The organism is Myxococcus dinghuensis (assembly GCF_024198235.1).
GTDB classification, from domain to species: Bacteria; Myxococcota; Myxococcia; order Myxococcales; family Myxococcaceae; genus Myxococcus; species Myxococcus dinghuensis.
On the sequence record NZ_JAKCFB010000014.1, the window covers coordinates 67,772 to 82,185 of the forward strand.

Annotated in this window: 10 protein-coding genes; 4 read left to right on the top strand and 6 right to left on the bottom strand. The window is 70.3% G+C overall.

Annotation, left to right across the window (positions count from 1 at the left end; genetic code table 11):
- The first annotated feature begins 627 nt into the window (after positions 1–627).
- Both LZ198_RS19715 and LZ198_RS19720 read left to right on the top strand, forming a co-directional pair.
- On the top strand, positions 628–1,380 hold the full coding sequence (locus LZ198_RS19715; RefSeq protein WP_253973556.1) for a (R)-mandelonitrile lyase: 753 nt from the start codon (positions 628–630) through the stop codon (positions 1,378–1,380).
- Between the two features lie 35 nt (positions 1,381–1,415).
- Complete coding sequence (locus LZ198_RS19720; protein WP_253973557.1) at positions 1,416–2,411, top strand: aldo/keto reductase; 996 nt, start codon at positions 1,416–1,418, stop codon at positions 2,409–2,411.
- Between the two features lie 66 nt (positions 2,412–2,477).
- On the opposite strand, the gene LZ198_RS19725 is transcribed toward LZ198_RS19720, so the two are convergent.
- The 4 genes from LZ198_RS19725 to LZ198_RS19740 all read right to left on the bottom strand — a co-directional run bounded on the left by LZ198_RS19725 (position 2,478) and on the right by LZ198_RS19740 (position 5,452).
- On the bottom strand, positions 2,478–2,888 hold the full coding sequence (locus LZ198_RS19725; protein WP_253973558.1) for a thiol-disulfide oxidoreductase DCC family protein: 411 nt from the start codon (positions 2,886–2,888) through the stop codon (positions 2,478–2,480).
- Positions 2,889–3,031: 143 nt separating this feature from the next.
- Positions 3,032–3,811, bottom strand: coding sequence for a hypothetical protein (locus tag LZ198_RS19730; protein WP_253973559.1), 780 nt, complete (start codon positions 3,809–3,811; stop codon positions 3,032–3,034).
- A 176-nt stretch (positions 3,812–3,987) separates the two neighbouring features.
- The gene (locus tag LZ198_RS19735; RefSeq protein ID WP_253973560.1) at positions 3,988–5,013 is read right to left on the bottom strand and encodes a hypothetical protein; all 1,026 of its coding nucleotides are present in this window, start codon (positions 5,011–5,013) and stop codon (positions 3,988–3,990) included.
- A gap of 82 nt (positions 5,014–5,095) precedes the next feature.
- On the bottom strand, positions 5,096–5,452 hold the full coding sequence (locus tag LZ198_RS19740) for a hypothetical protein (RefSeq protein WP_253973561.1): 357 nt from the start codon (positions 5,450–5,452) through the stop codon (positions 5,096–5,098).
- A gap of 179 nt (positions 5,453–5,631) precedes the next feature.
- On the opposite strand from LZ198_RS19740, the gene LZ198_RS19745 reads away from it, so the two are divergent.
- Together LZ198_RS19745 and LZ198_RS19750 are read left to right on the top strand one after the other, a co-directional pair.
- The gene (locus LZ198_RS19745) at positions 5,632–6,135 is read left to right on the top strand and encodes a hypothetical protein (protein ID WP_253973562.1); all 504 of its coding nucleotides are present in this window, start codon (positions 5,632–5,634) and stop codon (positions 6,133–6,135) included.
- Between the two features lie 118 nt (positions 6,136–6,253).
- Positions 6,254–6,571, top strand: coding sequence for a YciI family protein (locus LZ198_RS19750; protein WP_253973563.1), 318 nt, complete (start codon positions 6,254–6,256; stop codon positions 6,569–6,571).
- 62 nt (positions 6,572–6,633) lie between these two features.
- Here the strand turns inward: LZ198_RS19750 and LZ198_RS19755 are convergent, their stop codons facing one another.
- Positions 6,634–8,586 (bottom strand): M3 family metallopeptidase, encoded by a 1,953-nt coding sequence (locus LZ198_RS19755; RefSeq protein WP_253973564.1) that lies wholly within the window; start codon positions 8,584–8,586, stop codon positions 6,634–6,636.
- 195 nt (positions 8,587–8,781) lie between these two features.
- Positions 8,782–14,337, bottom strand: a complete 5,556-nt coding sequence (locus LZ198_RS19760; RefSeq protein WP_253973565.1) for a lamin tail domain-containing protein — start codon at positions 14,335–14,337, stop codon at positions 8,782–8,784.
- Positions 14,338–14,414: the final 77 nt, after the last annotated feature.

Sequence of the window (14,414 nt, forward strand, 5' to 3'; positions counted from 1 at the left end):
CTTCTCTCGGGGTCTCGCGCCTGAATCTGCGTTTCGGACTCCCGAATGGGTAGGTGCTTCACCTCGAACGGGCTGTTCCGCGCGGCTCGACCATCGAAGGCGCGGGGATGGATACAAGGCGGTCGCACGCTCGAATGGCCTCAGCCGCGCCGCGCGCGAACCGGGGGATTCCCGCTCGACCGTCAGCCGGGTGGCGCGCCAGGAGCCGAGCGCGGCGCGGTGCTCGCGCCGGTGGTTCCATTGTTCATTCCTCCTTAACAGCTCGTTTCCCACGGCCTCCTAGTCGAGAGGCCACGCACGCCTTACGCTCCTTCTCGGACACGCCAGGATGGCGTCTGTCAGGCGCGCTCCGGCCCCTTGGTTTCCTGCTCGGGTCGAGGGCAACTGGCGCCCCTGAGACCCATGAGAGGGCCCTATGAAGACACCTGCGTCGCTGGCAGCGCGGAATTCCGTGCTCGCCTCGGATTCAATGGCTGACGCTTGCCTGGAGGAAGGCAGGGCAAGGGAATGAGGACCCCGCTTGCACTCGAGCTCACGTTCGCGCTCATCGCCGCGAGCGGGTGCCGAGCCTCGACGGAAGCGCATACCGGGTCGCCCGCCGGGTCGCCTCCCGGAGGGGACGGAGCGATGACCATCCAGCGCAGCGGCTCGCGGCCCACGACCCTGGGGCCGGCCGCCCACTTCACCGGCACCGTGACGGTCGTGCCGCTCTTCCAGGCGATGGAGCACCGTCACGCCTCGGCGGGCTCCGTCTCGTTCGCGCCGAACGCACGCAGCGCCTGGCACAGCCACCCCGCCGGGCAGACCCTGGTCGTCACCTCGGGGACGGGTTGGGTGCAGCAGTGGGGTGCCGAGCGGCAGGAGATTCACGTCGGAGACGTCATCTGGACGCCCCCCGGCGTCAAACACTGGCACGGCGCCACCAGCACCACGGCGATGACCCACACCGCGATTCAAGAGAGTGTCGACGGGAAGGTCGTCGAATGGATGGAGCACGTCACGGACGAGCAGTACGACGCGGCGCTGTCTCCCCCCGCGCCCGCCTCATCCGCGCGTGCGGCGATGACGGTCCGCATCGCCGAGCTCGACATCGACCCTGCTCGGCTCGAGACGTACCTGGCGATCGTACGACCGGAGATGACGGAGTCCATCGCGAAGGAGCCAGGGGTCGTCGCGCTCTATGCCGTGGCCGCGAAGGATGACCCGGCGAAGCTGACGTTCCTCGAACTCTACGCGAACAACGCGGCCTATGAGCTGCACCGCGCGACGCCCCACTTCCAGCACTACCTCCAGGCGACGAGCGGGATGATTGTGTCGCGTCGACTGCGGGAGGCCGTCCCGCTCCAGCTCAGCAGCCAACCCATCCCACCCGTCCCTTGAACAGGTGAAGGAGACGAACCCGCAGGAGGAGCATGATGCAAACGCGTAAGCTCGGACGACAAGGACTCGAGGTCTCGGCCATCGGCTTCGGCTGCATGGGGATGAGCTGGAGCTACGGACCGCCGAAGGACAAGGGGGAGATGATCGCGCTGCTCCGCGCGGCGGTCGAGAAGGGCGTCACCTTCTTCGACACCGCGGAGGTGTATGGCCCGCTCGTCAACGAGGAGCTCGTGGGCGAGGCGCTCGCGCCGTTCCGCGGCCGCGTCGTCATCGCGACGAAGTTCGGGTTCGCCCCGGCGCAAGAAGGGGAAGCGCGGTGGAGCGTCCTCAACAGCCGCCCGGACCACATCAAGCAGGCCGTCGAGGGGTCCCTGAAGCGGTTGAGAGTCGACGCGATCGACCTCTACTACCAACATCGCGTCGACCCGGCCGTGCCCATCGAGGACGTCGCCGGCGCGGTGAAGGACCTCATCCGCGAGGGGAAGGTGAAGCACTTCGGCCTCTCCGAAGCCGGAGCGAAGACCCTCCGTCGCGCGCATTCCGTGCAACCCGTGACCGCGCTGCAGAGCGAGTACTCGTTGTGGTGGCGCGAGCCCGAGACCAGCGTGCTCCCGACGCTGGAGGAGCTCGGAATCGGCTTCGTGCCGTTCAGCCCGCTCGGCAAGGGCTTCCTGACGGGGAAGCTCGCGCCGAGCACGACCTTCGAATCGTCGGACTTCCGGAGCACCCTCCCCCGGTTCAAGCCCGAGAACCTTCGAGTGAACCAGGCGTTCGTGGAGCTGCTCTCGAGGATTGCCCAGGAGAAGAACACCACGCCCGGACAGATCGCGCTCGCATGGGTGCTCGCCCAGAAGCCGTACATCGTCCCGATTCCTGGCACGACGAAGCCGGAGCGCATGCGCGAGAACGCGGACGCGGTGAACGTCGTCCTCAGCGCAAGCGAGCTTCGCGAAATCGAGGAGCGTGCCTCGAAGCTCGAGCCCATGGGTGACCGGTACTCGCCCGCCCAGCAACGCATGATCGACCGTTAGTGGGGACCCGGCCATTTCCCCGGGAGGAGAGGACGCGACTGACGCAGGCCCCCGCCCCTCACGCGCTCACAGGAAGCGGGCGCGGAGTTCGGGCGTGGGCATGCGGCAGGCCTCGGCCTTGCCGAACAGGCGGTAGCGGTTGCGCGCGATGAGGCCGTAGACGACGTCGCGCAGGGGCCTGGGCACCAGCATGAAGGCGTAGAGCAGCTTCCAGGCGCCGCTCAGGCGTCGCACGACGCGGAGGGCCGCAGTGGAGCGCTCGTAGACGCGCCCGTCCTCCACGAGGATGAAGCTCTGGGGGTCCATCTCCGGAACGCGCCCCAACGGGGCCAGGAGCGCGGCGGCCTGCTCGGACTGGAGCGCGGCGAAGCGGATGTGGGCGCCCGGGTCCCGGTCGATGATGAAGTTCACCGCGCCATTGCAGAGGTTGCAGACGCCATCGAACAACACCACCGGCTTCGGGTTCGCCGCATCCATCCCTCGACCTCCGTGCCCTAGAGATAGTCCGGAGGCCCGCCCGGCGCCACTCGGACGCCCTCCCCGTCCGTCCTCGGACGCCAGGAGACACGGGGACGGGGTCGAACCGACGACCCCGCCCCCGGGGATTCAGCCCTGCGGGCTTACTTCACCTCGATGAAGGCCACGGGCGTTCCGCTGTTGGACCACGACAGGGCCTGGGCGCAGCTGTATGTCCACTGGGGCGCGGCCCACACGGGATAGAGCCCCGGTTGGGTCGGCGCGGTCAGGGAGAAGGACTGGTCCGTGGCGTTCACCACGCCCTGGCCACTGTAGATGCACTCCTTGGAGCCCTCCTCGATACCGAAGACGACCTGGGAGACGCAGTACGGGCAACCGCCCTTCGCCGCGTCGATGGTGTAGTTCGTGGTGATCGTGACCTTGTCTCCCGGGAATACGTTGATCTTGTGCGAGCCGTTCCCGTTCAGCCGGACGTTCGTCACGGAGCCCCAGCCCCAGTCCCACGGGTCTCCGTGCACGCCGAGCAGCCCGAACGCCGGTCCACCCTCGGTGACACGGAGCGCCTCGGCGCAATCCGGCGTCCGCGCGTGGTTCGCGTAGACCGGGAAGATGCCGAGGGTCGATGGCGCGAGCAGCTTGACGGCGGCGCTGCTCTGCACCGGCCCGACGCCGTCGTAGAAGCACTCACGCCCTCCCCCCACGACCCCCAGCACCAGTTGATTGCTGCAACCGATGCAGGGGTCCGCCGCCACGAAGTAGTCCGTGGACACGGAGAACAGCTGGCCCGGCGCCGCCGCCACCGTCCGGTGCCCCGAGTCCAACTGCAGGTCCGTCACGTTGGCGAACGGCGGCCACGCGAAGGAGTTGGTGGGCGGAATGACGACGGCGCGCTCCGTCTCCGCCAGCACGGGCGAGGACTCCATCCCTGGCGGTGGCGCGACCTCACATCCCGCGAGCCCGACTCCCGCAATGGCAATCCAGCCCCACGGCCTCATGGTCTTCAAGGACATACAGCCTCCTGGCACAGGGCCTGTCATGGGCAAGGGCCCATTCCCCACCCACGCAGACCACGCCATTCGACGGCGCCAGGATTTGCTTGTTATTTCCGGGGCGCGCCTGACTGGGGCTGTCCGGTGAAGTAGGCCTTCTTGATGAGCCGTCCGCAGAGCACCGCCCTGCCGGAGGGCGTCTCGTCCAGGGGCGTGGAGACGCGCTGGGTCACGGCCCCGAGCAGGTGCTCGCTCGCGACGACGAGGTAGGTGCTCCGGTCCTTGGATATCCACGGATAGAAGCCCAACAGGCCCGCGCTGCTGAAGCCGCCACTCCATTCCGGCCCCTCGTCCGGCTCCACCCAGTGGGCCAGCGAGTAGTGCGCCGGCTCCTCCAGGAACCAGGGGCTGTCGCCGGTGTTCCCGCATGCGGCGGTCGCGCAGACGCTCGAGGTCCCCAACAGCCCCCCGAGCTTCAGCGAACCCGTCATGAGCCCCCGGAGGAACTTCGCGTACTCCCCCGGAGCCATCCGCACGCCCCCCGCGACGTTGACGCTGGTGAAGGAGAGGTCCACGTGCAGGCGGCCCTCCAGCGCCTCCTCCAGCTCGCGCACGGTCGCCGCCCCCAGGCCCATCGCGTAGTCCGCGTGCGCTTCCAGGTGCCCCGGCTGGTAGACGAACTGCTTCGGCGACCGGGGCAGATAGAGCCCGAGCGGCCCCAGGATGTCGCCGCTCAGGTTGCACCCATGCACCGTGGAGCGTCCCTTCCTGCACTCGGAGCTCCGCCCCGCCGCGAGCCGGGGCGTGGTGCTGATGAACGTCAGGAAGGGCACGTCCACGTCGACGCGGAGCTGCCCGTCGAGCACCTGCGCGACATAGGCCCCGTAGAGCCACTTCGACGCGGAGGCGACATTCATGGGACGGGTCGCCGTGGGCGCCAGCAGCCCCACGGACACCCCCACCACCTTGCCCTCCGCCGTCCCCATCTCCCAGTAGAAGGGGCGCACCTCCCGACAGATGTTCTGGGTGGAGGCCGCCGTCTCCGTCGCCGCCTCGACGGAGCGGGATGAAGGCGCCGCCACGACCGAGGTCGACGCGAGCACGCTCCACAGGAGGACCACGATTCGAATACGCATGGAGGGGCTCTCCGGAGCCGCCATCTTCCACGATGCGCGAGGCGGGGACCACCGCGACGGCCCCCGACCTCGACTCACCCCATCACAGGTCCGTGGCGGCGGCGTCCACACCTCCCGGGTTGTAACACCCCTGCGAGGTCGCGATGCAGTAGGGGTGCATCAGGCTGCCATCCGAGTACATGTACCCGGGACAGCAACGCTGGCCCGATGAGCACGTGCCCGAGGAAGAGCACCGCGGGCGACAGGTGCCCCCCACGCACGTGTTCGACGAGGAACACGCTCCCGCCATCGTGCCGTCGTTGACGCAGGCCAGGGCCTGCTGGCTCGTCGTCCCCGACGCGTCCTCGAGCGGGGACTCGGGCTCGGTGGTTCCACCACAAGCGATGATTCCAGACACACACAACAGCATGGCCATCCACAATCGCAGCGGCTTTTGCATGACACCCCCACTGTTGATTGAAGCACCTGAATCCTAGCATCTCGGCGCGGGTGTGCGTGATTGATGCGCCGCGCGCATGGATGAAGTGCCCAGACCTCACTCGCACCACGGGAGCGCACACGGCACAACCCTCCTCGTGACGGACCGGCGCTCCGGACCGGCGTCGAGGAGGAAGACCGATGACGATGCAAACAGAGACATGGCGTGTCGCGAAGCGCTCCGCGTGGGCCTCGGGCGCGGTGCTCGTCCTGACGAGCGTGCATCACGCCTACGGGGCCTATCGCTATGCCACGCCCTGGCGACTGCACGTCGTGGGCATCGCGGTGGTCGCGGCGCTGGGGCTGATGGGGGCGCTGGCGTGGCTGCGTGCGCGGCCGACAGGCGGCTCGGGGTGGGCCGCGACGGGGTTGTTCGCCCTGGTCACCCTGGCCATTCCCGTGGGAATGATTGGCGCATACGAGGGGCTCTACAACCATCTCCTCAAGAACATCCTCTTCTTCGGAGGGACCTCCCCCGCCCTGCTCCTGCGGCTCTTTCCGCCACCCACCTACGAGCTGCCCAACGACGTGCTCTTCGAGCTCACAGGCTCGCTCCAGGTGCTCCCCGCCGTCATCGCGGCCCAGGCGCTGCTCCAGTTCCTCCGGGCTCGGAAGGACCGGCGTGTGGCGGTGCGCCCCACCTGATGCTCCGAACGCATGCCCCCCCGCGCGGGGTGCGTCGACGGCGATGAGCGGGTGCGTCATGCGCGGGCGCGAGCCATCATGCCGCCCGCGAATCCACGCGGGTCCCCCCGGGCAGCCCATGCTCCACGTCCTCCACCTGACCTATCGACACTCGGAGCAAGCGGCGGCCCCTCATGTCGCGGACCATGTCCGCTTCCTCGAGGAGCATCACCGCGCGGGGACGTTCCTCTTCTCCGGCCAGACGGAGCCCACCGCGCACGGCGGCGTCATCCTCGCGAAGGGCGTGGACCGGGCCACCGTGGAGCGCATCGCCTCCGAGGACCCGTTCGTCCTCGCGGGCGTCGCCGGCTACAGCATCCTGACGCTCACGCCGGGCCGCGTACATCCGGCGCTCGCCCCGCTGCTCGGGGTCGACGCCTCACGCGTCCGCGGCTGAGGCAGGACCCTCTCCGAGGAGCCCGGGCGCGCCACTCCGCGCCTGGGCTCCGGGGCACGAGGTCAGGCCGCCTTGTTCAGCCACGCCTCGTAGGCGTGGAAGTCGTAGTCACGGCCCAGGAAGGCGTGCACCAACCGGGCGGCATCGTCCGAGCCTCCCGGCTCCAGCACCGCGCGGCGGTACGCCTTCGCGGGCGCGGACGACAACAGGCCCTCGCGCTGGAACACGGTGAAGAGGTCCTTCGCGATGACCAGCGACCACATATACGTGTAGTAGTTCGACGAGTACCCCTCGAGGTGCCCGAAGGACAGGTGGAAGTACGTGCCCTCGACGTAGGGGAACGGCGTGTACTTGCCCTGCAGCTCGCGCACGAGCGCGGTGGCGTCCAGTTGCGCCGGGTCCCTGCGATAGATTTCCAGGCTGAGCGCCGCGTAGAACATCTGCTGACGCACCCACAGCCCCTTGCCGAACTCATCCGCGCGGCGCATCCGGGTGACCAGCTCCGCCGGCAGCGGCTCCCCCGTCTGGTAGTGCTTCGCGAAGGTCTGCAGGCTCGCCGCGTCGCGCGCCCACTCCTCCAGCATCTGCGACGGCGCCTCCACGAAGTCCCACTCCGTGCGCACGCCGGAGACCCCGGCCCAGCGCGTGTGCCCGCCGAAGATGTGGTGCAGCAGGTGGCCGAACTCGTGGAGGAACGTCTCCACGTCGTCGTGCTGGAGCAGCGCCGGCTCCGTGCCGGGCTTGGGGAAGTTGCACATCAGCACGCCCTCCGGCAGCCGCCGCCCCGCCTTGCCGCTGGCGAGCACGAACTGCGCCGCGTGCTTGTACTTGTCCGCCCGGGGGTGCATGTCCAGGTAGAAGCGGCCCAGCAGCGCGCCGTCCTCCAGGACGTCATAGGCCTCGACGTCCGGGTGCCACACCGTGGCGTCCGCCACCTTGCGGTACGTCACGCCGAACATCTTCGCCGTGAGGTCCAGCATGCCCTGCTTCACGCGCGTGTACTCGAAGTAGGGCCGGACCGCCTGCGAGTCGAACGCGTACTGCTCCGCCTTGATGCGGTCCTCCAGGTACGCCTGGTCCCACGGATTCACCCGCTCGGCGCCCGGCTCGTCCCGGCGCTTGCGCTCCAGCAACGTGCCGTAGTCGCGCTCCATGCGCGCGCCTGAGGCGGTGGCGATCTTCGCGATGAAGTCCGCGGCGGCCTTCTCGTCGCGAATCATCTTGTCCTCCGTCGCGTAGGCCGCCCAGTTGCGGTAGCCCAGCAGCGTGGCCAGCTCGTGGCGACGCGCCACCATGCGCTGGAGCACGTCCAGGTTGGCGGGGTGCCCGCGCATGCGGAACACGCGCCACATCTGCTCGCGCGCCTTCGCGTCCCGCGAGTACGTCATGAAGGGGACGATGTCCGGGTAGTCCGTGGTGATGCGCACCTGCCCGTCCGCCCCGGGCGGGTGGGCGCGCACGTAGTCCTCCGGCAACCCCTCCAGCGCGGACGGCGGCAGCGACACCGTCCGGGTGTCCTGGAGCATGTTGCGGCTGAACTCCTGGCCGATGCGGACCAGCTCCTCCTGGAGCTCCTTCACGCGGGCCCGGGTGGCGTCGTCGCGGTCCACACCCGAGCGGCGGAAGTCGCGCAGGACCTTCTCCATCCACTTGCGCGTCCGCGCGTCCTGGCCGGAGAGGTCCAGGGAGGACAGGACGTCGTAGACGCCCCGGTCCATGCGGATGTCGGTGGCGAGCGTCTCCAGCGCCTGCTCGGCCGCCTCGGCGCCGTCGCGCATCGCGGAGTCCGGATGGGAGTTGCGCGCCACGCTCGCCTGGGCCGCCGCGTCGTCGAGGGAGGCCATGGCCTCGTCGTAGACCTCCAGCACCTGGCTCACGTCATAGGGCGGGCGCAGGGACTTGAGACGGGCGATTCCGGCGCGCGCGGCGGCCATGGCCTCCTCACCCGATTGGCGGAACGCCTCGGGCGGGCAGGTGATGTGGCGGACGGCGTCGGGAACGAGCGTTTCGGACACGGGCTGCTCTCCTGGTCGTGCGAAAGGGGACGATGGGGGCAAAGGTAATCCGCCCTTTCGTCCGGAGCAGCAGGGATTGGCGGGCGGACGGCCCGATGCCGGACAGATTCCCCCAGGCCCCCGTCACCAGGAAACGAAGAGGCCGCCCTGCGTGCAGCCAGGGCGGCCTCTCCTCTCATCGGGAATGAGCCAGGACTACGGCCGCTCGGTCGGGCTCGTCGAGCACTGCGGCTGACGGGTGGCGCGCGTCACGAAGTCCTGCGCGTTCTGGTTCGAATCCGTTCCGTTGCCCTTGTTGGCGTCGATACCGCCCACCGCCATGGTGGCCGACGTGGACGTGGGCAGCGCCTTGCGCTCGAGGCTTCCCCCCGCGGCGGGGTGGGCAGGCGCCGCCGTGCCCTCGGGCGCGTTCGCGGTCCCCCACCCCAGCACGTCCACCGCCACCTCGTTCGGGTTCGTGAAGAGCCCCGGCCCGATGCGCACGTGGCCACCGCCGGTCGTGGAGCCAGCCATGTCGAAGTTGCTGTAGGTGGCGTCGGGCGGCGTCGTGGCGCCCCCCGTGAAGGCGGTGTGCGCGACCAGGAAGTACCCGTGGGCGCGGATGACCTTGCCCGCGGGGATGGTGACGCTGCCGGAGTAGGCCGCCCCCGTCGCCGACTTGTACTGCACCAGCCAGCCGCCGATGTTCACGTCCGCGTTCGTCGGGTTGTAGAGCTCGATGTACTCGTCCGTCTGCGCCGAGACACCGCGCCCGCTGACCTCGCTGATGACCACGTGGTTCGCCACCGGCGGCGGCTCCTCCACCGACACGGTGCCGTAGTGCGGCGTCACGCCCTGCGACACGACCCCGTCCTGGTCGCAGTACGTCCAGACATCCGAGCCCGCCGGGCCCCGGGTGAACCGGTAGCGGAAGCCATAGAGGTAGTTGCCCACCGCGGGGATACGCAGCGTCGCCTCCATCTGGTCATCCGTCCGCCCCTCCGCGACGTAGCCCGTCGCGAAGCTCGCGGGCACCCACGTCCAGGACTCCGGATGGTCGGGGTCCGTGCCGTACCCCAGCTCACCGGCGACGAACGGGAAGTAGTCGTTGCCCGCCGTGTTCCCCGACGTCACGCGGCCTTCCGCGAAGCGGCTGGTGACGAGGGCCTCCTCGTTGGGGGCCAGGGGCTCGGAGAAGGACTTCGGCGTGTCGATGACGCAGTTGTCCACGGGCGCATCGTAGGTGATGCCGCACGTGTCGCTGGCATCTCCCGGGGAGCCGTGGTTGCCACCCGCGAGTTCCTCGGTGGCGAGGCACCAGAACCAGGCGTAGCGGTTGACGTGCGCGCCCTGGACCACGGAGGACAGGCTGATGGCCGCCCCCGCCGCCGAGGGGAACGCCTCGTCGTACATCAGGGTGTCCAACACCACGCCCTCCAGGCGCACCGCGAACTGCCCCGTGGGCGCCAGGTCCAGGGCGTTGCCGTAGGCCACGTCCGCGAGCACGCCACCGTTGGTCTGGAGGTTCGCGTCACTCGCGAACACGAACGAGTCGTGCGCGCCGACCACCACCGCCGCGCCCGCGCCCCGGTCCAGCGTGAAGAGTCCCGCCACGGGGCTGACGACCTCGATGGACACCCCGTTGATGTTCACCGGGTGGTCCGTGGTGTTGGTCAGCTCCACGTACTTCGTGGTCCCGTTGGTCGGGGAGTGCATCAGCTCGGTGATGACCAGCTCGTTCGCCGCGGGCGCCGCGGCCGTGGTGCACGCGCCCTGGAAGCAGACGCCATCCAGGCCCGTGCACGCCGTGGCCGTGGGGGTGTACTGGCAGGTCGGCGCGCCGGCCTCGAGCACACACTCGGCCGCGTACGTCACCCGGTCCACGCCGTTCTCCGCGCACGTCGCGGCGCGAGGCTCGCAGACCACGTCGTCGCAGGCGCTGGGCGTGCGGAGCGAGGTGGTGGTGAGCGCGCTCGCGTTGTCGCTGCCGTCGAACACGCGCACCGCGAAGTGGTACGTGCGACCCGGCGACAGCCCCGACGCGACGGCCTGCTCCTCCGTGCCCGGCTCGCCAGGGAGGCTCGTGGACACCAGCGTCCCCGTGCCGAAGTTCGCGTCGGTCAACGGCGACTGGGCGTAGCGCAGCTCGTAGCGCGCCGCGCGGCCATCCAGGCCGTCATCGCCCGTCGCCCGCCAGCGCAGGCGGATGGCCTCGTCACCCTCCACCGTGGCCGACAGCGTCGCGACCGCCGCGGGCGCCACGTCGTCGACGACCGTGAGCGCCGCGGTGGCCAGGGTGAAGCCCGAGCCCACCGACTGCGCGACCAGCGAATACTGCCCCTCCTCGTCGACGGCGAGGTCCGCGAAGGCCGCCACGCCCGACGCCGCGTCGCGCGTCAGGGTGCCGCGCAGGGAGGTGGCCCCCGCGCTCCCCGTGAGCGAGACCGTCACGGAAGCAGAGGCGGTCGGCACGGTGTTCCCGAACGCGTCGTCCACCGACACCCGCACCTCGGCCAGCGTCTGACGCACGGACACCGACGCCGGGCTGGCGGCGATGCGCAGCCGCGTGGGGGCGGCGGCCGCCACCGTGAGCGACTGGGAGGCGGACGCGCCGAGCGTCGTGTCCGAGAACGTCACCGTCTGGGCCCCCGCCGTGCGCAGCGCCACGGAGAAGGAGTAGGCCCCCTTGTCCTGGGAGGTGAAGGCGTGGGACGCGACGGGCTCCGCCTGCGGGTCCGTCGTCGCCACGTTCACCGTTCCGGCGTAGGCGGTCGCGACGTTGCCGAAGCGGTCCTTCGCCGTGACGGTGAAGCCATACGCGACTCCCGCGGTGTACGGGCCTGGCACCAGCGACACCGTCAGCGACGCGGCCGCGTCGGGGATCATCCAGAAGAACTCGGAGTTGATGAGGGACTCGTCCGCCGTGTCCTGGAACATGAGGAGGATGTCTCCCGCCCGGGCGAACGTGACGGTGAAGACGTGCTCGCCCGCGTCCGCCTCGGTGAAGGTGTAGTCGGCGGGCAGCGTGGCCGTGGTGTCGTCCGACGAGAACTTCACGGTGCCGCGATAGCCTGGGACCCGGTTGGAGAACTCATCCCACGCCATGACGGACACCTGGAGCGGCACGCCCACCGTGTGAGGCTCCACGGACGTCGGCATCACCAGGTATCGCGTCACGCCAGGCTGCACCTGGGTGGAGGCCGTCACGGCCAGCGCCCCGAGCAGCTCCTTCGCGGTGAGGGCGCGCGCGCCCGCGGTCTTCAGCGTGGCGGTGAACGTGTGCTGCCCGGCGTCCGCCGCGGTGAAGCGATACTCCGCGGGGAGCGTGGCCTGGGTGTCGTCGGACTGGAAGGCCAGCACGCCCCGGTAGCTCGGGACGAGGTTGCCGAAGTTGTCACGCACCGACACGGTGAAGCCCTGCTGCGTCCCCGCGCCCACGCTGGCCGCCAGCCCCGAAATCTCCAGGTGGTGGGCCACGTCGCTCGTCACCTCCAGCTCCACGGAGGCCGTCAGGGACGGGGCGGCGGTGTCCGTCGCCGTCACCCGGCGCGTCCCCGAGGTGGCCAGCGTCACGCCCGTGAAGGTGTGGTGCCCGGCGTCCGCCGCGGTGAAGGTGTAGTCGGCCGGGAGGCCGGCCTGCGGGTCGGTCGACGTGAAGTGCACCGTGCCCGTGTAGCCCGGCACCAGGTTGTCGAACGCGTCCCGCGCCGCCAGCTCGAAGTCCCGCGCCTGCCCGGCGACGACCGGCGACGCCGGCCCGGTCAGCACGAGGTGGTGCACGGCGGCCGCGGAGATGACGAAGGCGCCGCTCTCCACGGACAGGCCCTCGGCGCTCGCGGAGAAGCGGAACTCCCCCGCGCGGTCCACGCGCACGCCCGTGAACGTGGCCACGCCATTGACGGCCACCACCTGACGCGGCTCGAAGGCGGAGCCGCCCACCAGCGTCAACAGGACCGGCGAGTCCGCGGACGGGGCGACGGCGCCGTTCGCGTCCAGCAGCGCGACACGGATGTCCGCCAGCGCCACGCCCGCGACGCCGTTGGCCGGCTGCTGCGTGAAGGCGATCTGCTTGACGAGCGCGTTGCGCGTCTTGAGCATCAGGTCGTTCGAGTACGTGGTGTTGCCCTGGTTGTCCGTCACCGCCAGCACGACGTGGTAGACCTGCGCGGAGGACAGGCCGGTGAGCGTCGCGGACTCGGTCGTCCCCGGCGCGGCGGGCGCCCCCACTCCGCCCACGGGCGTCGCCGCCTGGAACTCGGCGGGCGTGGTGATGGGCTGGGTGGAGTAGCGCAACTGCTGCGACGTCGCCGTGCCCGTGTCGCCGTCATCTCCGACCGCCAGCCACGTCACCGTGGCGGAGTCGGTCGTGAGCGCCGCCACGGACAGCACGGGCTTCGCCGGCGGCACGTCGTCGACGATGGTCAGCGCGGGGCTCCGCGCCCCCGTCAGGCCCGAGGCGCTCGCCGTGAGGTGGACCACGCCGTCCGTGTGGACCTGGAGCGAGGAGAAGGTCGCCACGCCGTCCACGGGCGTGACCTGGAGGACCCCCGTGAGCAGGGACGGATTCATCCCGTCCAGCGCCACCGACACCGGCGGCGAGCCCGCCGACACCGCGTTGCCGAAGGCGTCCTGGAGGGCCACCGACACCGGCGGCAGCGTCACGTGGATCGACGCCCGCTCGGGCACCGTCGCGAAGGCCAGGGCCGCGAGCGGGCCGGCCGCCACGTCGATGTCCTGGACGGAGCGCAGCGACGAGGAGGGCGTCGCGTCCGCAATCGTGACGGTCTGGGCGCCCGCGCGGCGCAGGGTGACGCCGGTGAACGTGAAGACGCCGCGGTCCTGCTCGGTGAAGGTGTGGGACACCGGCAGCGTGGCGAGGCCGTCCGAGGAGGTGACGACCACCGTGCCCCGGTAGCCCGTCGCCACGTTGCCCATCGCATCCGACAGCTTCGCCTCGAGGCTCACGGCCTCACCCGCGGTGGTGGCGCGCGGCGCGGACGTGGACAGCACCACCGCGTCGTTCGCGACGACGTCGAAGGTCGCCGTGCGCGCCGGAGCCACTCCGTCCGACCCGGCATCGAGCCGATAGCCCGTGCTCGCCAGCGTCAGGACCACATCCGGGAAGACGGCCACGCCGTTCACGGCGGTCTGCGTCAGCGTGCCCGTCAACTCGGCGGCCGCCGGAGAGGCAGACAGGGACAGCGTCACCGCGCCGTTGGCGCTCTGCACCACGTGCCCCCAGTCGTCGACGAAGCGGACCTCGAGCCCCGGGATGGGACGGCCGGCGATGGCGTCGTGCGACGCATCGGAGAACTCCAGCCGCGTGGCCGGCGGGCTGACGAAGGTCAGGGTGGGCCGCGCGTTCAGCACCACCGGGCCCTCGCTCCCCTTCGCGAGCACCGTCACCGTGACGCGCTTGACGCCCGCGCGCGTGGACGTGACCGTCGCCGTCGTCAGTCCCTCGGCGTTCGTCTCCGCCGCCGGCTGCACCGCGTTGCCCTCGCCCTCGACCGCGACCTCCACGTGGCGACCCTTCAGGGGCAGCCCGTTCTTCTGGCGCACGGCGATGGTGACGATGGCCTGGTCCACGCCGTTCGCAAGCAGCTCGCGCTCCGGCGTGAGCACCACCTGGGACACCGCGGCGTCGGGGACCTCCGAGACCGGCGGCTGAGGTGTGGGCTGCGGATCGTCTCCCTTGCAGCCCAGCGACACACCGAGGCACAGCACGCTCAACGCCAACAAGCGGGTGAGCGAGGATACGCGTGCGGACATGAAGGTCTCCGACTCCGAGCCGTCGCCTCCCCAAGGGCGACTCGGCTCAGGAGTGAAGCGTCTTCTAGCAGACATCT

Coding starts and splice junctions, on each gene's coding strand:
- LZ198_RS19715 (WP_253973556.1), top strand. CDS start 628: ATGACCATCCAGCGCAGCGGCTCGCGGCCCACGACCCTGGGGCCGGCC.
- LZ198_RS19720 (WP_253973557.1), top strand. CDS start 1,416: ATGCAAACGCGTAAGCTCGGACGACAAGGACTCGAGGTCTCGGCCATC.
- LZ198_RS19725 (WP_253973558.1), bottom strand. CDS start 2,888: ATGGATGCGGCGAACCCGAAGCCGGTGGTGTTGTTCGATGGCGTCTGC.
- LZ198_RS19730 (WP_253973559.1), bottom strand. CDS start 3,811: ATGGAGTCCTCGCCCGTGCTGGCGGAGACGGAGCGCGCCGTCGTCATT.
- LZ198_RS19735 (WP_253973560.1), bottom strand. CDS start 5,013: ATGCGTATTCGAATCGTGGTCCTCCTGTGGAGCGTGCTCGCGTCGACC.
- LZ198_RS19740 (WP_253973561.1), bottom strand. CDS start 5,452: ATGCAAAAGCCGCTGCGATTGTGGATGGCCATGCTGTTGTGTGTGTCT.
- LZ198_RS19745 (WP_253973562.1), top strand. CDS start 5,632: ATGACGATGCAAACAGAGACATGGCGTGTCGCGAAGCGCTCCGCGTGG.
- LZ198_RS19750 (WP_253973563.1), top strand. CDS start 6,254: ATGCTCCACGTCCTCCACCTGACCTATCGACACTCGGAGCAAGCGGCG.
- LZ198_RS19760 (WP_253973565.1), bottom strand. CDS start 14,337: ATGTCCGCACGCGTATCCTCGCTCACCCGCTTGTTGGCGTTGAGCGTG.